Here is a 23,054-nt window from a genome sequence, read left to right on the forward strand (position 1 = left end):
GCCGCACCGGGCCGAGCCGATGCAGCCGTGCGGGCGCGACGGCGCTGAGTGAGTCTCAGTGCTGCCGCGCCCGCTCCACATGTGAGCGGGCGTGGGCGATCGCCGAGGGCAGGTCGTCGAAGAGATGCTTGTGATGGCGCAGAGCACCGAGCACGCCCACGTGGCGGAAGAGCTCGACATGACCGTCCTTGACGCCCTTGATGAGCACAGTGATCCCGCGCCGTTCGAACGCCCTGACCACATCCGAGAGGATGCGCGCACCCGTGGCGTCGACGAGTTCGAGCTGGGACATGCGCAGCACCACGACGGTCACGTCGTCGAGCCGGGTGACCTCGTCGAAGACCCGGTCCGAGGAGGCGAAGAACAGGGGACCGTCGAAGCGGACGATCGCGATCGACGCATCGTCGGGGTGGGGGTCCTCCTCATCGGCGACCCGTTCGATGTTCACCCCGGTCGCGCGGGAGAGGTTGCGCAGAGCGAACACCGCGGCCACGACCATTCCGATGCCCACCGCGACGATGAGGTCGAAGGAGACCGTGATGAGCGCGGTGACGACGAACCCGAGGGCGTCCGACCGGGTCGAGCGCAGGATCGCGCGCATCGTGGCCAGGTGGATCATCCGGACCGCGGTGACGAAGAGAACTCCGCCGAGTGCGGCGAGCGGGATCCGGCTGACCGGTGCGGCCGCGATGAGGACGATGACGAGGAGGACGAGGGCGTGGACGATCGAGGCCAGCCGGGTCCGACCGCCGGAGCGGATGTTGACCGAGGTGCGCGCGATCGCGCCTGTGGCGGGCATGCCGCCGAAGAGTGAGGACCCGATCGAAGCGATCCCCTGACCGATGAGCTCCCGGTCCGGGTGGTAGGCACCCGAATCCGACATCGATGAGGCGACTCTGGCCGAGAGCAGCGACTCGATCGCCGCCAGCGCCGCGATCGTCCCGGCCGCGGGCAGCAGCGACCCGATCGACGCGAGATCGATGACCGGCACCGAGGGTGTCGGCAGTGACTGGGGGATCGCGCCGATCGTCGCGAGCGGGTTCGGCACGATCGCGGCGAGGATCGTGACGATGGCGATGCCGACGAGCGATCCGGGGATCGACGCGTGGATCTTCGGGGCCGCGACCATGCACACCACGACGATCGCCACGGCGCCCAGAGAGTAGGGCAGATACGACCGGTCCGCCTCGGCGATGAGCTGGGTCGCGGCGACGAAGGCGTTCGTGCTGTGCTCCCCGGGCCTCGAACTTGCGGCCGTGGTCACGAACGGGACCTGCTGGAGGAAGATGATCGCGGCGATGCCGAGCGTGAAGCCCTCGATGACCGGCCAGGGGATGAACGACACCGCCCTGCCCAGACGCAGGACGCCGGCGGCGACGACGATGATGCCGGCGATGAGCGTCACCGCGATGACGGCGCCGGCACCTTGGGCGGCGACGATCGGGACGAGCACGACGGCCATGGCGCCGGTGGGACCGGAGACCTGGACGTGGGAGCCGCCGAAGACCGCGGCGAGGAAGCCCGCGACGATGGCTGTGATGAGTCCCTGTTCCGCCGTCAGTCCCGAACTCACCCCGAAGCCCAAAGCCAGGGGGAGAGCGACGATGCCGACGGTGACGCCGGCGAGCAGATCCTTCGGCCACGACCGGCGCGTCTGCCGGTAGTCGCTGACGGTCGGCAGCAGGGAACGGGCGTGGCGCAGCAGTGAGGTCGTGCTCATGAGGTTCCCGTGCCCGAGATCTCCGGCAGCGAACGCGCCTCGGCGAGTCGCTGCTCATCGTCTTCGAGCATCGTCAGCAGCAGCGCCCTGGCCACCGCGAGGAGTTCGGCGGTGCGCCGGTCGGCCAAGCGGTAGTAGACGTGGCTGGCCCGACGTTCGGATTCGACGAGGCGGTGGCGCCGGAGCACAGCGAGGTGCTGGGACAGGTGGGAGGCCTCGAGCGCGGTCTCGGCCTGCAGATCGGCCACACTGACCTCATCGGTGCCCGAGAGGAGTTCGAGGATGCGGATGCGGAAGGGGTGGGCGAGGCCTTTGAAGAGGTTCGCCTTGACCTCATAGAGGGGTCGCTGAAGCTGATTCAATGGCATGATGAAATCATCATATCGGATGATCGCGGACCGCACGGTGTGGACGGCAGGTTGTGGTCGGCGCAGTGTCGTGGGCACTGCGTGGGTCCGCGGACAGCGCAAGCCCGGTTCCGCATCTGCGGAACCGGGCTTGCGTCAATGTGTGGTTCGGGCGGTGTCAGCTCAGTCGGACCCTGCTGACTCAGCTCAGTCGGACTCGCCCGACTCGGTGCCCGTCGGGAAGCTCGCGGCCACCTCGGCGGCGATGGTCTTCGCCTCATCGGAGCTCGGTCCCTCGGCGGAGAACACGGCCTTGCGGTAGTACTGGAGCTCGACGATCGAATCGATGATATCGCCCAGTGCCCGGTGGCCGCCGTGCTTGGCCGGGGCCTGGAAATAGGCGCGGGGGAACCACTGCTTGCTCAGTTCCTTGATCGAGGAGACGTCGATGATCCGGTAGTGCAGGTAGTCGACGAGCTCGGGCATCTGCTTGGTCAGGAAGACCTTGTCGGTGCCCACCGAATTGCCGCCGAGCGGTGCCTTGCCCGCCTCCGGGACGTGCTTCTTCACGTACTCGAGGACCTTCGCCTGCGCATCGGCGACGGTGGTGCCCCCGTCGAGCTCGGTGATCAGTCCCGAGGTCTTGTGCATGTTCGTGACGAACTCGTTCATGTTCGCCCGCGCGTCATCGGAGGGCCTGATGACGATGTCGATGCCGTCGTCGAGGGGGTTGAGCTCGAAGTCGGTGACGATCGCAGCCACCTCGATGAGTTCGTCCCTGACCTCGTCGAGGCCGGTCATTTCGCAGTCGATCCAGACAATTCTGTTGTTGCTCACCCGCCCAGCTTAAGGCAGATGTCGTCCGCGCGACACGTCGGGGCGGGTGTGGGAGTGGGCGGGAGGCGATGTGACGGCGGGGTGCACAATGGGCGGGAGCCGCCTCGGCGAGGGTCTCGGTTGTGAACGTCGACACACACTGAAAATGCGCACAAAGGCGATGCCCGGCATGTGACTTAAACTTGGAGGGTCCCCGATACCGGGGTGCCATTTTGCTCGGCTGAGGGAAGGTTTGCTCGTGCGTTACACATTCGCTGTGATTCTCATGGTGGTGGGTGTCGTCGTCGGTGGCCTCGGCATCCTGCAGAAGACCCTGTGGGCGCCGGAGGATACGATCACTGCCACCGCGCAGATCGACTCCGACAAACCGGCGGTCGTCGTCGACCCCGGAATGCTCAACCTCTACGAAACCCCGGCCACGCTGACGGTCAAGGGCAGCGGCGATCTCACCATCGCGCGGGCCCCGATCGAGAACGTCGAGGCCTGGGCCGGACAGTCCGGCTATGACCGCATCACCGGTCTCGCCGAGGACGGGAAGCTCACGACCAAGGCCACGGACGGCGACGGTTCGGTGCCCGACCCCAAGGGTGCCGACCTGTGGCAGAGCGAGGTCAACGGCACCGATTCGGTCGAACTCGAATGGAACGACGACGCCAACCGCACAGGCTTCCTCATCGCCGGCAACGGCGACGCCGGTCAGGTCAAGACCGTGACGCTGGCGTGGCCCAATCATGCCGACACCCCGTGGGCGCTGCCGCTGATGATCGGCGGCGGAGTCATCTTCCTCGGCGGCCTCGTGCTGCTCTTCTTCGGTGCGAACAATGCGAAGAAGGAAGCCAACCGCCGCAAGGCGCGGCAGGAGCGTCGCCGCAAGCTCGCCGAATACGGCACCGCCTTCGCCATCGTCCCCGTGTTGGCGCTCAGCGCCTGCGGGCCCGAAGAGCTGCCGAAGCCCGAACCCTCCGAAGCTCCGAGTTCCGCGCCGGCAGGAGTCACCGACGACCAGGCCAAGCGGATCCTCGACTCAGTGGCCGAAGACGTCAACGCAGCCGACAAGAAGACCGATGCGAAGGCGCTGGGCAAGCGTGCCGCCGGCCCCGCCCTGCAGCAGCGCGAAGACCTCTACAAGGTCAAGGACAAGGTCAAAGACCAGAAGATGCCCGCCGCGGTGGCGAGTGACGAGATCGTCGCGAACTACACCTCGGCGACCGACTCGTGGCCGCGCGTGACCAGCCTCATCACCTCCGCCGGTGGCGCCTCCCAGCTGCTGGTGCTCACCCAGGAGGACCCGCGCAGCGACTACAAACTGTGGTCGCAGACCCAGCTGACGAGCGGCACGAAGCTGCCCGAGCTGCCTGACTCGCGACAGGGAGCGCAGATGCTCGAACCCGGCGACAAGGACTTCGTCGCCACACCGGAGGCGGTCGTGTCGAACTATGCGAAGGCCCTGGGCAGCGGCAAGGACTCGAAGGAAGCGAAGAAGTTCGACGCCGATGACTTCTCGAAGTCCATCTGGAAGAACCAGAAGGAACTCAAGGACAGCGCCGCGGCCGGAAAGGCCGAGGTGAAGTACGACTACAAGCCGGGCAAGGAGCTCGTCGCGCAGGGCACTGCCGGTGATGCCGCCATCGTCACCGGAGTCGTCCAGGCCGAATCGACGATCAGCCCCGAATCGACAGGCGGACGCACCGGCACCCTGAACCTGTCCTCGCCGCAGAAGGAACTCATCGGATCGGACTCCACCAAGGAGCCGGTGACGACGAAGACGACCCAGGTGCTCACCTTCCTCGTCCCCAAGGACGGAAAGGTCAAGCTCATCGGCGGCCTCGAGACCCTGGCCGGAGCCGAGGCGGGCTGACCGGCACCGGGTATCGGCATCGTTTGTCCGCGATTGCGCCGACGGACGCGATTGCGCGGACGGACGCGATTGCGCGGACGGCGGCTGGCGAAGCAGTCGCCGCGGAAATAGCCGCAGGCTCACCGATGTTGATACCTTCTGTTGGATAAGCTTCCAAGCAAGGACCAGGTGCGAGACCGACTTCGCCGGACCCGCCGAACGCGTCATAAAGGAGACCCCGTGTCAATGGATCCCTCGCAGGAGAACACGCAGCCCAACCAGGGGCTCGACCTGTCCGCCGTGCGCAGCAAGAACATGCCGCAGGAGCAGGCCGGCAGTCCCGGACAGGCTCCCACGGGACCGGGAGCCGCGGGCCCCGGTGCAGCGGGTGCTGCTGGCGGCGGGGGAGCGCAGGACCCGAATGCGGTGGCCGTTCCGTCCCTGGTCTTCGATGTCGACGAGGCGAGCTTCAACGGTGTCGTCGCGATGTCCGACCGGGTCCCCGTCGTCATCGACCTGTGGGCCGAATGGTGCGAACCGTGCAAGCAGCTCTCACCCGTCCTCGAACGCGTCACCGAAGCCTACGGCGGCCGTCTCGTGCTGGCCAAGGTCGACGTCGATGCGAATTCGCGCCTGCAACAGGCCTTCGGGGTGCAGTCGATTCCCACGGTCGTCGCCATCGTCAAGGGCCAGCCTGTCCCACTCTTCCAGAGCGCCGTGCCCGACGAGCAGGTCCGCGCCTACTTCGACGAACTGCTCAAACTCGCCGCAGAGAACGGCGTGACCGGCTATGCGGTGGCCGACGGTGCCGAACCCGAACCGGCCGGTCCCGCCCACCCCGAAGCCGAAGAGGCCCTGGCCAAGGGTGACTTCGACACCGCCGAGCAGCTGTTCAAGGCGGCCCTGGCACAGTCCCCGGCCGACGACGAAGCCAAATTCGGTCTCGCGCGGGCCGGACTCGGCCGTCGCCTCATCGACAAGGAGCCTGCCGAACTCATCGCCGCCGCCGATGCGGACCCGAAGAACGTCGACCACGCGATGGCCGCCGCGGACGCCGAGGTCGTCGGCGGGAATGCGAGCAGCGCCTTCAACCGACTCATCTCCCTCATCCGCACCACGACCGGTGACGAGAAGGAGACCCTGCGCCTGCGGGTCCTCGAGCTCTTCGAAGTCCTCGGCGCCGACGACCCAGCCGTGACCAAGGCACGGACCGCACTCATGAGGGCACTGTTCTGATCCAGCGAATCCGACTCATCACGGCCATCCTCTTCGGCGTCGCGGCACTCACGCTCGCCGGACTGGTCATCTCCGCACTCTCGGTCGTCGGCACCGACGAGATCACCGAGACGCCCGCGTTCAAGGTCAAGGACGGTGCCTATGCCGTCGTCCTCGACGAGGGGATCGTGCCCTATTCGGGTTCGAGTGTGACAGTGAAGGCGAAGAACTCCCAGGGCACCGAACTGTTCATCGGCACCGCGAACGGCGTCGACGCCGACAGCTACCTCGACGGGGTCGCCCAGGAGCAGATCAGTGACATCTCCTTCCCGAATGCGACCGAACACCGGTTCATTCCGGGACAGCCGAAGCCGGAAGCCGCCATCGCCGACCGTGACTGGTGGATCAGCCAGGACACGGGTGAGTCGGTGGCCAAGACCTTCGACCTCGACGCCGAACCGCAGGTCCTCGTCATCGCGCCGGCCAACGCCGACGACAGCCTCGCCGGGACGAGCGTGGACGTGTCCATGCGCGTCAGCGGCGTGCTCGGACTCAGCATGCTCGGCATCGCCGGCGGCATCATCCTCGCCGGCTTCTCCGCATTCTTCTTCCTGCGCTGGTGGCAGTCGCGCATCCGTCCGCCCAAGAAGGACCGCGCCGGCAGGGGCTCCGACGGCAACGGTCCCGGCGGCGATGGTTCGCCCGGCGATAGTTCGCACGGTGGAGAAACCAACGACGAGACGAGCGCCGGGCGCCGCCGCCGGGCCGGCGCAGACTCGGCCCCGGCCACGCAGCCGATCTCGACGGTCCGGCCCGGGCCCGCCTCTGGCCAGACGGGCCAGGCGACACCGCCCCGGCCCACCGCCGCACCCCAGCCGGGCTCGCCCGCCCAGCCTGCCCGACCGAACGCGGCTCCGCCTCGGCGACGGGACCTGCGGAACCGACGGTCACTGCGCGCGGTCACGGCCGCGACCTTGGGCACGACCCTGGCGCTGAGCGGCTGCGCGAGCATGCCCGTCGCCAAGCCCAGCAACCCGGACACCACCCCGTACGAACGCGCCGCACTGCGCCCGGGCGAGGCCGGCAAGTTCATGACGAACTACACCGAGTCGCTCGACAAGACGCTCGGGAACAAAGGCGACGACCTCGACAAGATCCAGGCCGCCCCGCTCATCGACCGCACCCGCGCCCAGATCCAGATCGCGGACAAGGCCAAGCAGAAGCTGCGGGCACCGAACTTCACCGAGGTCGTCGCCGGCAGCCCGAGCTTCACCGACTACCCGATGTGGTTCTACGCCTTCGGCACCGCGGACAAGAACTCCACCGAGGGAGACGAGCAGCTGACGCAGGTGTCGCTCGTGACCCGCGAATCGGCCTCGGCCGACCCGCTCGTGCGCTCATCGTCCTACATCCCCTCCGACCAGATGCCGACGCTGATGGCCGACGATCGCGGAGCCGTCGAGACCGGGCCGGAGGACTTCGACGACGAACTGGCGACCTCGGCGAAAGACGTCTCGTCCTACCTCGTCGACGGCAAAGCCGAATCCGGGGCTCCCGGCGGAATCAAGGAGGGCGGCTTCAAGGACTTCCGCGACTACCTCGGCGGTCTGCGAGACAAGGACTCCGGCTTCGACAAGGTCGACGTCGACTGCAGACCGTACGAGGACCTGGCGTTCGAGGACATGACGCTGGCCACCGAGGACGGGGCGATCGGGATGGGCGAGGTGCGCTGCACCCTGACGATCAAGGTCCCCAACGACTACGCCCTCGACCTCGGCGACACCGTCGAGGCCGTGAAGACGAACGACAAGGACGGCGACACCGTCAAGGTCGACACCGCGCACCCGTACGTGCTGATGCAGACCGGTGACGATGTCTCCGCCGTGGCCACCGACTGGAACGTCCTGTCCTCACGCGTGGAGTGAGATGGTCCGGTCTCGGTCGGCTCAGTCGCGGTTCGCGCGGCGGCCGACCCGGATCAGCCACCACAGGCCGATGAGCGGGAGGATGAGCGGGATGAACCCGTACCCGCTGCCGAAGTTCGACCACACGGACGGCTTCGCGAAGTCCTCCGGGTGGGTGTAGCTGAGGATGCCGACGACGATGACGCCGATGAACTCGATCCCGCACGCGGCCAGTGCGATCCGATGCGAGATCCGCCTGCCGATGACGAGGCAGACCGTCGCCACGATGTAGATGACCGCGGCGAATGCCGAGAGCGTGTACGCGATCGGCGCGACGTCGAATTCGCGGATGAGCTGGTAGCCCGCGCGTGCCGTGGCCGAGAGTGCGAAGACCCCGTAGACCGCGGTCAGCGCCCGACCGGGGCCGGTGTGCATGGCCGAATAGGGGGAGCGGCTTTTCTTGGTCACTGCCAAATCTGGTCCAATCTCTCGATCATCACGACCACCGTCAGTCCTGCCGCGGCAAGCACTCCCGGCCCCCAGCGGCTGAGCTCTGCGAATGCCCAGAACCCGGCGAGGGCGATGACGAGGATCGCCGTGATCACGTAGCCGAAGTAGAGCAGCGGATCGACGTCGTGGGTCGATCCGAAGGTCGCGATTGAGAGGATCAGCTGCACGATGAGCAGGAGCAGCAGCAGGGCAGTCGCCCCGAGAAGGGCCTTGCCCGCCGGCCTGTTGCGGATGGTCTCGACGATCGACCACAGGGTCAGGATGCCGGTGACGGCGTAGAGGACGATGGTGTAAACGGTGAACACGGCCCCAGTGTAGTCGTGAACGGGCCGCACGTTCTCGGGGTGGCGCGCGCTCCCACGGGTGAGATGCCGCACGGATCCTGGCCGAAGTCTGCCTCAGCCACTAAAATCGCAGGGTGCCCATCTATCTCGACCACGCAGCCACCTCGCCGATGCCCGCCGAGGTCCTCGAGGTCTACACCGCCGAACTCGCCGCCAGGGCGAACCCCTCTGCCCTGCATGCCGTCGGCCAGGCCGCACGGATGCGGATCGAAGAGGCCCGCGAAGCCGTCGCCCGCGGCGTCGGTGCGGCCACCTCGTCGGAGGTCATCTTCACCTCCGGCGGCACCGAAGCCGACAATTTCGCCGTCAAGGGCCTCTACCTCTCCCGCAACGGCGGTGCGTTCGAACACCCGGGCCGCCCGCGCGTGCTGACGACCCCGATCGAACACCACGCGATCCTCGACTCCGTGGAATGGCTCGAAGGCTTCGGCGCCGAGATCGTCTTCCTCGACGTCGACGCCCTGGGCCGAGTCGACCTCGCCGCGGCCGAGGCCGAGCTGCGACGGGACCCCGACCGGACGGCGCTCATCAGCGTCATGGCCGCGAACAATGAGATCGGCACCCTCCAGCCGATCGCCGAACTCGGGGCGATCGCCGCCGAACTCGGCATCCCCTTCCACATCGATGCCGTACAGGCACTCGGACAGATCCCGCTGAACTTCGCGGACCTGCACGCCACGGCCATGTCGATCACCGCGCACAAGATCGGCGGACCCGTCGGCATCGGCGCGCTCCTCCTCGACCGGGCCGCGGCTCCCGCCCCGATCCTCCACGGCGGGGGACAGGAGCGCGGTGTCCGCTCGGGCACCCTCGACGTCGCCGGCGCAGTCGCCTTCGCGAAGGCCGTCGAGCTGGCCACCAGCGACCTCGAGTCTCGGGCCGGCAGGTTCTCGGCGCTGCGCGACCGCCTCATCGGCGGCATCGAATCGACGATCGAGGGCGCCGCCCTCTCGGGTCCCCGCGGTGCCGGCCGCCTGCCCGCCAACGCCCACTTCACCTTCGCCGGCTGCGAGGGCGATTCGCTGCTGTTCGGCCTCGATGCCAGGGGCCTGGCCACCTCGACGGGTTCGGCCTGCTCAGCCGGTGTGTCCCGTCCCTCGCACGTGCTGCTGGCCTGCGGCATGGATGAGGACACGGCCCGCTCCGCGCAGCGCTTCAGCCTCGGCCACGATTCGACCGAGGACGAAGTCGATGCCCTGCTCGCGGCCCTGCCCGAGGTCGTCGAGCAGGCCCGCCGGGCCGGGATGGTCTCGGCAACACCCCGATGGATGCAAGGAGCATCATGAGAGTACTCGTCGCCATGTCAGGCGGAGTCGACTCCTCCGTGGCTGCGGCCCGTGCCGTCGACGCCGGCCACGAAGTCGTCGGCGTTCACCTCGCCCTGTCCCGCATGCCCGGAACCCTGCGTACGGGTTCGCGCGGCTGCTGCACGATCGAGGACTCCCGCGACGCCCACAGGGTGGCCGGGATGCTCGACATTCCCTTCTACGTGTGGGACTTCTCCGAACGGTTCAAGGAAGACATCGTCGATGACTTCATCGCCGAATACGCGGCCGGACGGACTCCGAACCCCTGCATGCGCTGCAATGAGCGCATCAAGTTCGCCGCCCTCCTCGACCGGGCGCTGGCGCTCGGCTTCGACGCGATCGCCACCGGCCACTACGCTGAGGTGCTCCGTGACGACGACGGTCTGCCGGAACTCCACCGCGGTGAGGACCTGGCGAAGGACCAGTCGTACGTCCTCGGCGTGCTCACCTCGGATCAGCTCGAGCACTGCTACTTCCCGATCGGGGCCACCGCCTCGAAGGCCGAGGTCCGCGCCGAGGCGGCCGAACGCGGCTTCTCCGTGGCGAACAAGCCCGATTCCTACGACATCTGCTTCATCCCCGACGGAGACACGAAGGCCTGGCTGGCCGACAAGATCCCGATGCGTCCCGGCCTCATCAAGGATGCCGAAGGCGAGGTGCTCGGCGAGCACGACGGAGCGATGACCTACACGATCGGTCAGCGCAAGGGCCTCGGCATCGAAAAGCCCGCCGCCGATGGCAAGCCGCGCTTCGTCACCGGGCTCGATCCGGCGACGAACACGGTGACCGTGGGGTCGCGCGCCGACCTCGCGGTGTCCCACCTCACCGGCATCCGCACCTCGTGGGCGGGCGCGGCACCCTCGGATATGGGACATGACCCGGAGTCGGGAATCGACTGTGAGGTCCAGATCCGCGCTCACGCCGACCCGGTGCCGGCACGCGCGTGGCTCGGCGAGTTCGTCGCCGAGGCACCCGAACACGAGGTCAGCCCCGTCATCGACGAGGTAGAGGTGCCTGCCGCACGTCCGGCCGGCCAGCTCATGCACGTCGACGTCTCCGAGGAGCTCTCCGGGGTGGCTCCGGGTCAGACCATGGTCATCTACCGCGGCACGCGCGTCCTCGGACAGGCGACCATCGACTCGACCGCGAAGGATCACGTCGGCCCAGCACGGGAGGCCGCCCGCCTCGGCGCGTGATCGGGCGGCGATCGTGAGCGTTCGACGATCGTGACGCGATGACCGGGCTGTAAGTCAGTGTCTGGCGATACTGTGGAGGCATGAAGGAATCTCCCCAGGATGTGGTCGCGGCTCCTTATGGAACCTGGTCGTCACCTCTCAACGCCGCCGAGGTGGCTGCCGGTGCCGCACCCATCTTCGACGCGGCCTTCCGCGGGGATGAGATCTTCTACTCGACGAAGATCCCGTCCGAGAAGGCCCGCACGGGACTCGTCCGCACCTTGCTGTCCCGGCCTGGCGCTCGTGAGCAGATCCTGCCGTCCGGGTTCAACATCCGCTCCGCCGTCCACGAATACGGGGGAGCGGCCTGGGCGCTCGACCCCGACAGCGAGGTCGTCTACTTCGTCAACGCCTCCGACCAACGGGTGTGGCAGATCATTCCCGGGCGGAACCCGCACGCTCTGACCCCGGACACCTCGGGGCGGATCCGCTACGGCGATCTGACCATGACGAAGTGGGGGCTGCTGTGCGTGCGGGAGGACTGCCGCTCCACCCGCCGCGAACGCGCCGTCGTGCTCCTGACCAAGCACGGAACAACGAATGTGCTGTCCACTCATTCGCACTTCATGGCCTGGCCGCGGCTCTCGCCCGATGGAAGCACCCTGGCGTTCATCGGCTGGGAGCACCCGAACATGCCGTGGGACGGGACGAACCTGTGGCTGATCGACGTGCGCACTCCGGCCACGCCTGCCGTCGGCGTGCTCATCGGCGACGCCATCGACCGTCCGCTGCAGGCGCCGCCGGAGCTGCCTTCGCCCGAGGATGGGGGAGTCTCTCTGCTGCAGCCGGAGTTCACCTCGAACACCTCTCTGCATGTCATCTCCGACCACGGAGGTCACTGGGCGCTCTACGGCCTCGACTTCGACCCGGTGACGGCGACTCCCACCGTCTCGGATCGGCGCCGAGCGCGAGCGGAGGTGTCCCCGGAGCCGAGGAAGTTCGCGGTCGAGCAGCTGCGTCCCGTCATCGACACCGGGGCCGAGATCGGCGGGGCCCTGTGGCAGCTCGGCACGCGGTGGCATCTGAGCGACGGGCGAGAGGTGTGGGCACACACGCAGTCGGCGACGGCGACCCTCGTGCGTCGACGTGTCAGCACCCTCGAGGGCACCGGCCTCGACGCCATCACCCTCGAGGGCGAGACCTTCGGCACGATGGAGCTGCTCGACCTCGGCCGCACCCACCTGCTGCTCACGGCGAAGTCGGCGAAGCGCCCCGGCACGCTCTACGCAGTCGATCGGGCGACCGGTGCCTTCACCGAGATCGCCCGGGAGCGACTCGACACCCACCAGGGCTACTACTCGCGACCGTCTGTGAGAGAATTCGGGGGAGTCCCGGTCGTCATCCACCCGCCGCACAACCCCCGCTTCACCGCGCCCGACGACGAGCTGCCGCCCTACGTGGTCTCGATCCACGGTGGGCCCACCGGCCAGGCGACACCGGACATGTCCGCCCGCACGAGCTTCTTCACCTCCCAGGGCATCGGCGTCCTCGAGGTCAACTACGGCGGATCGACCGGCTTCGGACGTGCCTGGCGCGATCGCCTGCGCGGACAGTGGGGCATCGTCGACGTCGCCGACACGGTCGCCGCCGTCAACGGACTCGTGGCCGCAGGACTCGCCGACCCGCGGCGCATCGCGATCTCAGGGGCTTCCTCGGGCGGGTGGACCGTGCTCTCGGCCCTCGCCGAGACCGACGTCTTCGCCTGCGGGGCCTCCTATTTCGGCGTCACCGACCTCTTCCGCTTCGTCGTCGACACGCACGACTTCGAATCGCACTACATCGAGAACCTCGTCGGCCCGCTGCCCGAGGCTCGCGACGCCTACATCCACCGCTCACCCATCCGCCGGGTCCCCGACATCACCGTGCCCGTCGCCGTCATGCAGGGCGACCGCGACCCGATCGTCCCGCCCTCCCAGGCCCAGGAATTCGTCGATACACTCGAACTGGTCGGAGTGGAGTACATTTACCGTCTGTACAAGGGCGAATCGCACGGGTTCGTCCGCGCCGAGACCATCATCGATTCCCTGGAAAGCGAGTTCGGATTCTATGTCGACGTCTTCGGAATCCCGCGCACCGGCTGAGCCGGCCGATCCCCGTCCCGCTCCTCACGACGCCGAGGCGGCTGCGACCGGATCGACGAGTGCTGAGCCGACCGAGTCGACCACCGTGCTCCCGGCGACTGTGCTCCCGGCCGCCACGACGACCGGAATCTGGTTCCCCGGGGTACGCGACTCGAGTCGCGGCTACATCGCCACCAGTCCGGTCCGGGAAGCAGCCGCGACCGCCTTCGACGTCCTCGCCGACGACCTTCCGCCCGTCCCGCTGACCGCTCACCTGAGTGAGGACCGGTGGGGTGCCGACGCGATCGGTCGCGCCGTCGGTCTGCTCACGGACCTCCACGTCGACCGCACCTCCTACGGATGGCGGCTGACCGCCTCGGCGGGCAAGGACGAACGACGGGAGGACTCGGCACTCATCGAGGCCTTCGACGCGATTGCCGAATACGGTCAGTCCCGGCCCGGCCAGGTCCAAGTCTCGCTGCCGGGGCCGTGGACGCTCGTGACCGCGCTGAGCCTGAGTTCGGGCGCACGCGTGCTGGCCGATCACGGGGCCAGACGTGATGTCATCCAGGCCTATGCCTTCGGCATCGCCGCCTTCGCCGAGCGGATCTCCTCACTGGGAATGCAGCCGACGATCCGCCTCGTCGAGGCCCGCCTGACTCCCATCCTCACCGGCACCTGGCCGACCGTGTCCGGGTGGGGCAGCCTGCCCGCGATCAGCGAGACCCAGGTGTGGGCGGCGCTCGAATCCACATTGCGCCACCTGCCGCCGACCGTGCTCAGCCTCCCCGACCTCGCGCCCCTGCACCTGCGCGGGGCGCAGATCACCGCCGCCGAGGTGGTCCGACGCACCGGAGCGAGCTCCGTGTCCGTGCCGTTGGCTACGCTGAAGGCACACGGATGGGAACAGCTGGCGATCCTCGCCGAGGCGGGGCTCGGCCTTTGGCTGCGCCTGCCCTCCGACGCCGGCGCGCACCCGGACGCGGTCAACCACTGGGTCGACCGCATCCGCACCCCCTGGTCGCGCATCGGCATGGGGGTCACGGGGTTGCGCAAAATCGGCATCATCGCCGGACCCGAACTGCCCCTGACCTACCCGCCGCTGCTGGAGACCACACACGCGACCAGCCCCGAACACAATCGGGGAACCATGACCATCGCCGCCGGTCTGCGGCGCGCTCTCGAGGAGATCGAATGACCACGACACCGGGCAACGCCGATGATGCGAAGTCAGCGGAATCGACGACGGACGATCTGCAGAACGCCGACCTCTCGAACGCGGCCGAGCGCGCCAAGATCCACGCCCAGCTGACGGAGAGAATCGAGGAGCTTCGGGCCGCGTACTACCAGGACTCCCTGCTCGTCTCCGACGCCGAATACGACGACCTGGTCCACCGCCTCGAAGACCTCGAAGCTGCCTACCCCGAGCTCATCACCGACTCCTCACCCACACAGACCGTCGGCGGCGTCGTCGACACCTCGACGTTCGACCCCGTCGAACACATCGGCCCGATGTACAGCCTCGACAACGTCTTCGACTTCGAGGAGCTGAGGACCTGGTACGAGCGGACGCGGTCGGCGGTCTCGGCACGGTCGAAGTTCCTCTGCGAACTCAAGATCGACGGATTGGCCGTCAATCTGCTCTACCGGGGCGGGGAACTCGTCAGGGCGGCGACCCGCGGCGACGGTCGCATCGGCGAGGACATCACCGCGAACGTCCGCACGATCTCGGACATCCCGCAGCGCCTCGACACGGAGCATCCGCCGGCCGAGGTCGAGATCCGCGGCGAAGTGTTCTTTCCCGTCGAAGACTTCGCCGAACTCAATGCCTCCCTCGTCGCCGAAGGCAAGTCCCCCTTTGCGAACCCTCGGAACTCCGCGGCCGGTTCCCTGCGGCAGAAGGATCCTGCCGTCACGGCACGCAGGCCCCTGCACATGCTCGTCCACGGCATCGCCGTGTGGACGCCCGCCGACGATTCGCATCCGGAGCCGGCTCACCAGTCCGAGGTCTACGAGCAGTTCCGGTCCTGGGGACTGCCGATCAGCGACTACTTCAAGGTGCTCGAGACCGTCGACGAGATCGAGGACTTCATCACCTACTACGGCGAACACCGCCACGACGTCACCCACGAGATCGACGGCATCGTCATCAAGATCGACGACATCGCCGTCCAGGAGACGCTCGGCTACACCTCGCGCGCGCCGAGGTGGGCGACAGCATTCAAATACCCTCCCGAGGAGGTCACGACGAAGCTCCTCGACATCCAGGTCCAGGTCGGCCGCACCGGACGCGTGACCCCGTTCGCGGTGATGGAGCCCGTCACCGTGGCCGGATCGACCGTGGAGCGGGCGACCCTGCACAACGGGTACGAGGTCAAGCGCAAGGGAGTGCTCATCGGCGACACCGTCACCCTGCGCAAGGCCGGCGACGTCATCCCCGAGGTGCTCGGCCCCGTTGTGGCTCTGCGCGACGGGTCCGAACACGAATTCGTCATGCCCACCCACTGCCCGTCGTGCGGGACCGAGCTCGGAGAGCAGAAGGAAGGCGATAAGGACCTGCGCTGCCCGAACTCCCGGTCGTGTCCCGCACAGCTGGCCAACCGCATCTTCTACCTCGCGTCCCGGGCGGCCTTCGACATCGAGGCCCTCGGTGAGGAGGCGGCGCTCGCGCTCACGGCCCCTGCCGAACCGGAGACGCCGCCGCTGACCTCGGAGGCCTTCCTCTTCGATCTCACCGCCGAGGATCTCGCGGATGTGAAGATCTGGCGGGACAAGAAGGTCAAGGGCGTGGAGACCGGGGAGCGGGAGCTCGTGCCCTACTTCTACACGCGGGGGACGGCGAAGAAGCCGAGCGCCCCGAGTGCGAATACGACGAAGCTGTTCGACGAACTCGACAAGGCCAAGGACCAGGACCTGTGGCGGGTGCTCGTGGCCCTGTCGATTCGCCATGTCGGACCGACGGCCGCACGGACTCTGGCCGCGAAGTTCCGCACCCTCTCAGCGATCCGGCAAGCCGGTCTCGAGGAACTCGCGGCCGTCGACGGGATCGGGTCGACGATCGCGGGCAGCATCCGCGACTGGTTCGACGTCGACTGGCACAACGAGATCGTCGACACCTGGGCGGCCGCCGGAGTGCGGATGGAGGACGAGGAGGTCGAGACCGGCGAGCAGACGCTCGAAGGTCTGACGATCGTGGCCACCGGGTCGCTGAGCACCTACACCCGTGACGGCATCAAGGAAGCGATCCTCGGAGCCGGCGGCAAGGCCGCGAGCTCGGTGTCGAAGAAGACCGACTACGTCGTCGCCGGGGAGAACGCCGGATCGAAGCTGGACAAGGCCGAATCGTTGGGCGTGCCGGTCCTCGACGAGGAGCAGTTCACGACCCTGTTGGAGACCGGCAGCCTCGGTTGATCCCTGTCTGAGCGTCGAGCCCGGCACGCCTGGGAATACATCCCGGATCAGGGCGGTTCCATGGTACGGCTGTGGACTCATTCGTGACCGAACTCGAAGTCGGAGTTCAGACTCAGCCAAGCTCAGAGACAGCTTCGGATGGAAGAGTGTAGGCCATGAGATGGATTCCCCGACTCCTCGCCGGTACCTGCGTGGTCGTCGCCGCGGCGCTGACCGCCGCTCCTGTGACGGCCGGTCTGGCCGACCTGGTGCTCAACCCGGGACCGCAGACCACCAAGCGCGGCGCTCAGCCGGCTCTGACCTCCCAGCGCACACCGTCTGCCCCGACGATTACCCGCAGCGAGAAGTCGCCTGACCGCACTGCAGCCACGGACAGCCGCTCGGGCGCCGATGGTGCCGACGTCATCGAGGGCACGATCGTCGACGACGCGACCACCGGCTCCGCGGCCGGCGCAGCCACCCGATCTGGATCCACCCGAACCGGGGCCACCGGCACCGCGACCGCGAGCACCGAACTCGTCGCCGCCACCCCCGATGCCGCACGAGCCCGCGTGACCGATCTCGCCGCCGACCTGCAGGCCGGAGTCGATGCCGGCGAATTCACCCAGGCCGACGCCGACCGGGTGCTCGACGACATCGCCGGATACATCCACGGCGACCGCACCTGGCCCGAACGCCTCTCCGCCTAATTACTACCCGACGGCGGCCCAGCAACCTCGCGCCAGGTTGCTGGGCCGCCGTCACGTAGCAAATGGGCGGGGTGAGCGGCTCTGGCGAAGCGATTAGACTGGGGTGCGAGTGAAACGACGATGAAAGGCAGGGAATGACGGAGTCTTCCGCAATCACCCCCGAACAGGTGGAGCATCTGGCTTCACTGTCTCGGATCGCCATGAGCGAGGACGAGCTGAAATCGCTCGCCGGTGATCTGAGCACAATTCTGGGAAACGTCGCCAGGGTCAACGAAGTGGCCGGCGACGATGTGCCCGCAACCAGCCACCCCATCCCGCTGACGAACGTCATGCGCCCCGACGTCGTGGGTCCGACGCTGACCAGCGAACAGGCACTGGCCTCGGCCCCGGCCGCCGAGGATGACAAGTTCCTCGTCCCGCAGATCCTCGGGGAGGAATGAGATGACCGCACTGACGAACAAGAGCGCCCTCGAACTCGCCGCAGGTCTGGCCTCCGGCGAGTTCTCCTCCGTTGAGGTCACGCAGGCCCACCTCGACCGCATCTCCACCACTGAGGACGACTTCAACTCCTTCATCACCGTCACCGACGAGGCGGCCCTGGCCACCGCGAAGGACATCGACGCCAAGCGCTCGTCCGGTGAGGACGTCCATGCCCTGGCCGGCGTGCCGGTGGCGCTGAAGGACCTCGTCGTCACCGAAGGCGTGCGCACGACGGCCGGATCGAAGATGCTCGAGAACTGGATCCCGCCCTACGAATCGACCGTGCACAACAAGGTCAAGGCCGCCGGCCTGCCGGTGCTCGGCAAGACCAACCTCGACGAGTTCGCGATGGGATCGACGACCGAGCACTCGGCGTTCGGCAACACCCGCAACCCGTGGAACCTCGAGCACGTGCCCGGCGGCTCCTCCGGCGGCGCGGCCGCCGCGCTCGCCGGCTTCCAGGCACCCCTGTCCGTGGGCACCGACACCGGCGGATCAGTCCGCCAGCCGGCCGCATTCACCGGCACCGTCGGCGTCAAGCCCACCTACGGTTCGATCTCGCGCTTCGGCATCATCGCCATGGCCTCGAGCCTCGACCAGGTCGGCCCGATGGGCCGGTCCGTCGCCGATGCCGCTGCCCTGCACGAGCTGCTGGCCGGACACGATCCGCTCGACTCGACCTCCCTGCCCGATGAGGTCGGCGGGTTCCTGGGTGCCGCGCAGTCCTCGGAGCTGAAGGGCAAGAAGCTCGGCGTCATCAAGCAGCTGCGCGGCGAGGGCTACCAGGACGGGGTCCGCGATGCGTTCACCGCAGCACTTGAGACCGCTGCCGCCGCCGGTGCCGAGATCGTCGAGGTCGACTGCCCCGCGATCTCCTACGCCCTCGACGCGTACTACCTCATCATGCCCTCCGAGGTGTCCTCGAACCTGGCCCGCTACGACGGCATGCGCTACGGCCTGCGCGTCGAACCCGAGGCCGGTCCCGTCACCGCCGAGACCGTCATGTCCGCCACCCGCGCCGCCGGCTTCGGCGACGAGGTCAAGCGCCGCATCATCCTCGGCACCTATGCGCTCTCGGCCGGATACTACGACGCCTACTACGGTTCGGCGCAGAAGATCCGCACCCTGGTGCAGAACGACTTCGCGAAGGCCTTCGCCGCGTGCGACGTTCTCGTGTCCCCGACGGCACCGACGACGGCACTGAAGTTCGGCGCCGAGGCGGCTGCCGACCCGATGGCCCTCTACTTGGGCGACGTGGCGACGATCCCCGCGAACCTCGCCGGAATCCCGGGCCTGTCCCTGCCGGCAGGGCTGTCCGACGGTCTGCCCGTCGGGTTCCAGATCCTCGCCCCCGCCCGTGAGGACGTCAAACTCTACGAGGTGGCCGGACCGCTCGAAGCCGCCCTCGAAGCCGCTGGCGGGCGCGTGCTCGACACCCTCGCGGAAGGACTGACCAAGTGAAATACGAAGACGCGATCAAGAAATACGATCCGGTCATCGGTATCGAGGTCCACGTCGAGCTCGGCACCGCGACCAAGATGTTCGACGCCGCCCCCAACACCTTCGGCGGCGGAGCGAACACCAACGTCACCCCGACCTCCCTGGGCCTGCCCGGCTCCCTGCCCGCGGTCAACGAGAAGGGCGTCGAGTACGCGATCAAGATCGGTCTGGCACTCGGCTGCGAGATCGCCGAGACCTGCCGGTTCGCCCGCAAGAACTACTTCTACCCGGACGTGCCCAAGGACTTCCAGACCAGCCAGTCCGATGAGCCCATCGCGGCCGAGGGACAGGTCGAGGTCGAGCTCGAGGACGGCACCATCGTCACCGTCCCCGTCGAGCGCGCCCACATGGAGGAAGACGCCGGCAAGAACACCCACGTGGGCGGCGCGACCGGCCGCATCCAGGGCGCCGACCACTCCCTCGTCGACTACAACCGCGCCGGCGTTCCGCTGGTGGAGATCGTGACCCACCCGATCACCGGGACAGGGGAGCGGGCCGCCGAGGTGGCCGCCTCCTATGTGCGCACGCTGCGTGACATCTTCCGCGCCCTCGATGTTTCCGAGGCCCGGATGGAACAGGGCAACGTCCGCGCCGACGTCAACGTCTCCCTGCGGGAGAGCCCCGACGCACCGTTGGGCACGCGGACGGAGACGAAGAACGTCAACTCCTTCCGCTCGATCGAACGCGCCGTGCGCTTCGAGATCGCCCGCCAGGCGACCCTGCTCGAGGCGGGAGAGAAGATCGTGCAGGAGACCCGGCACTTCCACGAGGAGACCGGTGAGACCTCCTCGGGACGTCCGAAGTCCGACGCCGACGACTACCGCTACTTCCCGGAGCCCGACCTCGTTCCGCTCACGCCCAGCCGCGACTGGGTCGAGCAGCTGCGGGCGACCCTGCCCGAGCTGCCGGCGCAGAAGCGTCGCCGGCTGCTGGCCGAATGGCAGTTCTCCGATCTCGAGATGCGCGACATCGTCAACGCCGGACTCCTCGAGGCCATCGAGGATACCGTCACCGCCGGTGCGAAGCCTGCCCAGGCGCGCAAATGGTGGACCGGTGAGGTCGCCCGCCTGGCCAACCAGGAAGAGAAGCACCCCACCGAGATCGTCACGCCCGCGCAGGTCGCCGGGCTCGTCGATCTCATCGGGCAGGGCAAGCTCAACGACAAGCTCGCCAAGGACGTACTTGCCGGAGTCGTCGCCGGTGAGGGCGAGCCCGCCGAGGTGATGAGTGCCCGCGGACTCGAGATCGTCGAGGACACCGGTGCGCTCGAGGCCGCCGTCGACGAGGCGATCGCTGCGAACCCGGACGTCGTCGAGAAGATCAAGGGCGGGAAGATGCAGGCCATCGGCGCGCTCATGGGCCCGATCATGAAGGCCACACGCGGGCAGGCCGATGCCGGAAAGGCCAAGGACCTGATCCTCGCCAAGATCAACGGCTGAATCCCGGCAGGGTTTCCTGCCCGAGACTCAGGATTGATCCAGCCACACCCTCTAGACTGTGCATCCAAGGGAGCCGAGCGGTTCCCTGGCACAGCGGAGGGTGTGGCTTCTCGCATGCTCCGACACCCACGGTCGGCACCGTCCCGAGCCGTGAGAGTGCACGCACGCGTGGAGGTGAGAACGGTGTCTTCGTGGAAGTCCCTGTGGAAGAGCGAATGCGGCAAAGCCGCTCCGATCTATCGAGTCCTCGTGCCCGAGAGCGTCAGTGACGACGTCAGGCGCGCATGGGATGCCCGCGGCTACCGATACACGGCGGGAGCACCGAGCGCGATCATGCTCACCGGCGGAATGAACCGCAACCTCTTCCGCTCGAGCGTCGTGTTCAAGGGAGGCACCGCCGCAGGCACGGCCGTGACCGCGGGATTCGCCGCACCCGGCGGACTGGCCCTGGTGTCGGGATTCGCCGATGCGGCATTCACCTTCGGCGGGCTGGGCGCCGCAACCGCGCTGGGCACGGGAATCTTCGCGGCCGTGACCGGACCGAAGTATCTGCGTGATCCGAAGCGGCTGAGCCGGAAGGCCCGGCGCAAGGTCACCGGAGCCCGCTGGATCACCCCATCGAGTCTCGGATACGTCGCCGGCCGCAAGGACGGCCGCGACACCGACGAACAGCGCCTCTTCCACCTTGCTGTGACGATCGCACGCAAGATCGTGCGCACCCGCGCCTGGACCCACCCCATCCTCAAAGACCACGTCTCGCGTGTCGACCTCGACCATGCGGTGGCCTCGATCGGCATCCGTCTCGAGGAACTCGTCGCCCTGCGCGAGGAGATCGAGGGCATCCGCGATGCGGGAACCGCGAAGTCCGTCGAAACCTACCTGTCTAAGCTCGCGGTGGCCTTCACCTCGATGGCCCGCCGTGTGGAGTCGATGCACGAGTACTACGAGCGGCTGCTGGCGCTGGACGAGCAGCTGCTGCTCCTGCACAACTCCGAACGGTCCCGCGAACTCGGCGACCGTGTCCTCGACGTCCTCTCACGCACCGCCGCCGACGACTCGGCCGACTGGCAGTTCCGGGAGCTGCGCATCGATGCGGAGTCGCAGTCGTCGATCATCTCCGGCCTCGTCGCCGAGCTCGATGAGACGGCCGATGACTTCGACGACTTCGACTCCCGGCTGGCGGCGGCTCAGAAGTCGGTCGACGAACTCGAGGCCTGAACTCTCAGTACCCGAACGAGTCGGGTCTCAGTGCCCGAACGGGTCGGGGTCGACTCCGGGCATCCACGACCGCCCCGGCTCGTTGTAGCCGTTGGCAGACTGTTCCTTCTTCCACTTCTTCGACCACCGCTTGTCGAGCTTGTCGACGTAGAGAGTGCCCAACAGATGGTCGTATTCGTGCTGCATGATGCGTGCGAACCAACCTTGGGCGCTCAGGGTAACCGGCTGGCCCGTCTCATCGACCCCGTTGACCGTGACTCGGTCGGCGCGCTTGAGCGGGAAGTCGAGGCTCGGCACCGACAGGCACCCCTCGGTCTCGTCGTCGGGATCCGGGCGGGTGTCGGGAACCTTCGAGGAGATGAGAACGGGATTGACGAAGGTGCCGCGGCGGCGCACACCGAAGTCGTCCTCGGCGTTGAACACGAAGATGGCCTTGCCGACGCCGATCTGCGGTGCGGCCAGCCCGACGCCGTTGGAAGCATCGAGGGTTTCGTGCATGTCCGCGACGAACTCGGCGAGCTCCTCGTCGAACTCGGTGATCTTCTCTGCGCGGCGATGCAGGACGGGCTCGCCGTAGATGACGATGGGGTGAATGGCCATGAGCACAATCGTATCGGCCCGCGCACCGGCGCTCGGCCGCGGGGCGGGGGAGGGACGCCTCGGCGTCTCAGAATCAGCCGGCCCGTTCGTCAACGCGTCGCGGGACTCCGCACCGCACCACTTCCACCCGTCGGCGATGCCGACGATGACGAGACGCGATTGCTCAGCGGTTGGAGCCCTTCATCCGCGGTGATCGCAGATGCCGTCGCAGAATTTTCATCCGATTGACACACGGAGTCACGAAGTTTCGCTCCGAGCGAACACATATTGTTGAGCAAGATTTCTGGGAACATGCTCAGGGTCGGCGTGGTTATGATGTGCACAAGCCGTCTCGGACCACGAGATGCAAGCTGTCGCTCCACCCGTTCAGGTGCACGTCTTCGAACGGCGAGTGGCCGTCG

General features: G+C 67.6%; 19 protein-coding genes. 13 read left to right on the forward strand and 6 right to left on the reverse strand.

Annotated features, from left to right (window positions below; genetic code table 11):
* Positions 1–55: 55 nt before the first annotated feature.
* From HK401_RS18065 to orn, 3 genes are all read right to left on the reverse strand, one after another.
* Positions 56–1,720 carry a SulP family inorganic anion transporter gene (locus HK401_RS18065; protein WP_181276037.1) on the reverse strand — a complete coding sequence of 555 codons (1,665 nt, stop codon included), beginning with the start codon at positions 1,718–1,720 and terminating at the stop codon, positions 56–58.
* Entirely contained in the window at positions 1,717–2,088 is a 372-nt protein-coding gene (locus HK401_RS18070) for an ArsR/SmtB family transcription factor (RefSeq protein WP_181276038.1), read from the reverse strand. The genes HK401_RS18065 and HK401_RS18070 overlap by 4 nt, the downstream gene beginning before the upstream one ends.
* A gap of 186 nt (positions 2,089–2,274) precedes the next feature.
* The gene (gene orn / locus HK401_RS18075) at positions 2,275–2,904 is read right to left on the reverse strand and encodes an oligoribonuclease (protein ID WP_309136038.1); all 630 of its coding nucleotides are present in this window, start codon (positions 2,902–2,904) and stop codon (positions 2,275–2,277) included.
* Between the two features lie 238 nt (positions 2,905–3,142).
* Between orn and HK401_RS18080 the strand changes: the two genes are divergently transcribed.
* From HK401_RS18080 to HK401_RS18090, 3 genes are all read left to right on the forward strand, one after another.
* Entirely contained in the window at positions 3,143–4,762 is a 1,620-nt protein-coding gene (locus tag HK401_RS18080) for a DUF8094 domain-containing protein (RefSeq protein WP_309136039.1), read from the forward strand.
* A 225-nt stretch (positions 4,763–4,987) separates the two neighbouring features.
* Positions 4,988–5,977, forward strand: coding sequence for a tetratricopeptide repeat protein (locus HK401_RS18085; protein WP_181276089.1), 990 nt, complete (start codon positions 4,988–4,990; stop codon positions 5,975–5,977).
* A gap of 194 nt (positions 5,978–6,171) precedes the next feature.
* On the forward strand, positions 6,172–7,881 hold the full coding sequence (locus tag HK401_RS18090; RefSeq protein ID WP_309136040.1) for a hypothetical protein: 1,710 nt from the start codon (positions 6,172–6,174) through the stop codon (positions 7,879–7,881).
* A 21-nt stretch (positions 7,882–7,902) separates the two neighbouring features.
* Here HK401_RS18090 and HK401_RS18095 read toward each other — a convergent pair whose 3' ends face one another.
* Together HK401_RS18095 and HK401_RS18100 are read right to left on the reverse strand one after the other, a co-directional pair.
* The gene (locus HK401_RS18095) at positions 7,903–8,295 is read right to left on the reverse strand and encodes a hypothetical protein (RefSeq protein WP_181276091.1); all 393 of its coding nucleotides are present in this window, start codon (positions 8,293–8,295) and stop codon (positions 7,903–7,905) included.
* Between the two features lie 29 nt (positions 8,296–8,324).
* Positions 8,325–8,675, reverse strand: coding sequence for a hypothetical protein (locus HK401_RS18100; RefSeq protein ID WP_181276039.1), 351 nt, complete (start codon positions 8,673–8,675; stop codon positions 8,325–8,327).
* Positions 8,676–8,788: 113 nt separating this feature from the next.
* Here HK401_RS18100 and HK401_RS18105 point away from each other — a divergent pair, with 113 nt between their 5' ends.
* The 10 genes from HK401_RS18105 to HK401_RS18150 all read left to right on the forward strand — a co-directional run bounded on the left by HK401_RS18105 (position 8,789) and on the right by HK401_RS18150 (position 22,053).
* Complete coding sequence (locus HK401_RS18105) at positions 8,789–10,000, forward strand: cysteine desulfurase family protein (protein ID WP_181276040.1); 1,212 nt, start codon at positions 8,789–8,791, stop codon at positions 9,998–10,000.
* Entirely contained in the window at positions 9,997–11,217 is a 1,221-nt protein-coding gene (gene mnmA / locus HK401_RS18110; RefSeq protein ID WP_181276041.1) for a tRNA 2-thiouridine(34) synthase MnmA, read from the forward strand. Before HK401_RS18105 ends, mnmA begins: the two co-directional genes overlap by 4 nt.
* Positions 11,218–11,297: 80 nt before the next feature.
* Positions 11,298–13,337 (forward strand): alpha/beta hydrolase family protein, encoded by a 2,040-nt coding sequence (locus HK401_RS18115; RefSeq protein WP_181276042.1) that lies wholly within the window; start codon positions 11,298–11,300, stop codon positions 13,335–13,337.
* Positions 13,303–14,514: a uroporphyrinogen decarboxylase/cobalamine-independent methonine synthase family protein gene (locus HK401_RS18120; protein ID WP_181276043.1), complete on the forward strand. Its 1,212-nt coding sequence runs from the start codon at positions 13,303–13,305 to the stop codon at positions 14,512–14,514. The genes HK401_RS18115 and HK401_RS18120 overlap by 35 nt, the downstream gene beginning before the upstream one ends.
* Positions 14,511–16,727 carry an NAD-dependent DNA ligase LigA gene (gene ligA / locus HK401_RS18125; RefSeq protein ID WP_258234315.1) on the forward strand — a complete coding sequence of 739 codons (2,217 nt, stop codon included), beginning with the start codon at positions 14,511–14,513 and terminating at the stop codon, positions 16,725–16,727. Before HK401_RS18120 ends, ligA begins: the two co-directional genes overlap by 4 nt.
* 155 nt (positions 16,728–16,882) lie before the next feature.
* Entirely contained in the window at positions 16,883–17,416 is a 534-nt protein-coding gene (locus tag HK401_RS18130) for a hypothetical protein (RefSeq protein WP_181276044.1), read from the forward strand.
* A 134-nt stretch (positions 17,417–17,550) separates the two neighbouring features.
* Entirely contained in the window at positions 17,551–17,856 is a 306-nt protein-coding gene (gene gatC / locus HK401_RS18135) for an Asp-tRNA(Asn)/Glu-tRNA(Gln) amidotransferase subunit GatC (RefSeq protein ID WP_181276045.1), read from the forward strand.
* Position 17,857: 1 nt separating this feature from the next.
* On the forward strand, positions 17,858–19,357 hold the full coding sequence (gene gatA, locus HK401_RS18140; RefSeq protein WP_181276046.1) for an Asp-tRNA(Asn)/Glu-tRNA(Gln) amidotransferase subunit GatA: 1,500 nt from the start codon (positions 17,858–17,860) through the stop codon (positions 19,355–19,357).
* Positions 19,354–20,835: an Asp-tRNA(Asn)/Glu-tRNA(Gln) amidotransferase subunit GatB gene (gene gatB, locus HK401_RS18145; RefSeq protein WP_181276047.1), complete on the forward strand. Its 1,482-nt coding sequence runs from the start codon at positions 19,354–19,356 to the stop codon at positions 20,833–20,835. Before gatA ends, gatB begins: the two co-directional genes overlap by 4 nt.
* A gap of 183 nt (positions 20,836–21,018) precedes the next feature.
* Positions 21,019–22,053 (forward strand): hypothetical protein, encoded by a 1,035-nt coding sequence (locus HK401_RS18150; protein WP_246490377.1) that lies wholly within the window; start codon positions 21,019–21,021, stop codon positions 22,051–22,053.
* A gap of 27 nt (positions 22,054–22,080) precedes the next feature.
* Here HK401_RS18150 and def read toward each other — a convergent pair whose 3' ends face one another.
* Complete coding sequence (gene def / locus HK401_RS18155) at positions 22,081–22,653, reverse strand: peptide deformylase (RefSeq protein WP_181276048.1); 573 nt, start codon at positions 22,651–22,653, stop codon at positions 22,081–22,083.
* Positions 22,654–23,054 lie beyond the last annotated feature (401 nt).

The organism is Brevibacterium oceani, assembly GCF_013623835.1.
GTDB lineage: Bacteria > Actinomycetota > Actinomycetes > Actinomycetales > Brevibacteriaceae > Brevibacterium > Brevibacterium oceani.

Bases quoted from the DNA above. Each gene is read 5' to 3' on its own strand.
- HK401_RS18065 (WP_181276037.1), bottom strand. From the start codon at position 1,720: ATGAGCACGACCTCACTGCTGCGCCACGCCCGTTCCCTGCTGCCGACC.
- HK401_RS18070 (WP_181276038.1), bottom strand. From the start codon at position 2,088: ATGCCATTGAATCAGCTTCAGCGACCCCTCTATGAGGTCAAGGCGAAC.
- HK401_RS18085 (WP_181276089.1), top strand. From the start codon at position 4,988: ATGGATCCCTCGCAGGAGAACACGCAGCCCAACCAGGGGCTCGACCTG.
- HK401_RS18095 (WP_181276091.1), bottom strand. From the start codon at position 8,295: ATGCACACCGGCCCCGGTCGGGCGCTGACCGCGGTCTACGGGGTCTTC.
- mnmA (WP_181276041.1), top strand. From the start codon at position 9,997: ATGAGAGTACTCGTCGCCATGTCAGGCGGAGTCGACTCCTCCGTGGCT.
- HK401_RS18115 (WP_181276042.1), top strand. From the start codon at position 11,298: ATGAAGGAATCTCCCCAGGATGTGGTCGCGGCTCCTTATGGAACCTGG.
- HK401_RS18120 (WP_181276043.1), top strand. From the start codon at position 13,303: ATGTCGACGTCTTCGGAATCCCGCGCACCGGCTGAGCCGGCCGATCCC.
- ligA (WP_258234315.1), top strand. From the start codon at position 14,511: ATGACCACGACACCGGGCAACGCCGATGATGCGAAGTCAGCGGAATCG.
- HK401_RS18130 (WP_181276044.1), top strand. From the start codon at position 16,883: ATGAGATGGATTCCCCGACTCCTCGCCGGTACCTGCGTGGTCGTCGCC.
- gatC (WP_181276045.1), top strand. From the start codon at position 17,551: ATGACGGAGTCTTCCGCAATCACCCCCGAACAGGTGGAGCATCTGGCT.
- gatA (WP_181276046.1), top strand. From the start codon at position 17,858: ATGACCGCACTGACGAACAAGAGCGCCCTCGAACTCGCCGCAGGTCTG.
- def (WP_181276048.1), bottom strand. From the start codon at position 22,653: ATGGCCATTCACCCCATCGTCATCTACGGCGAGCCCGTCCTGCATCGC.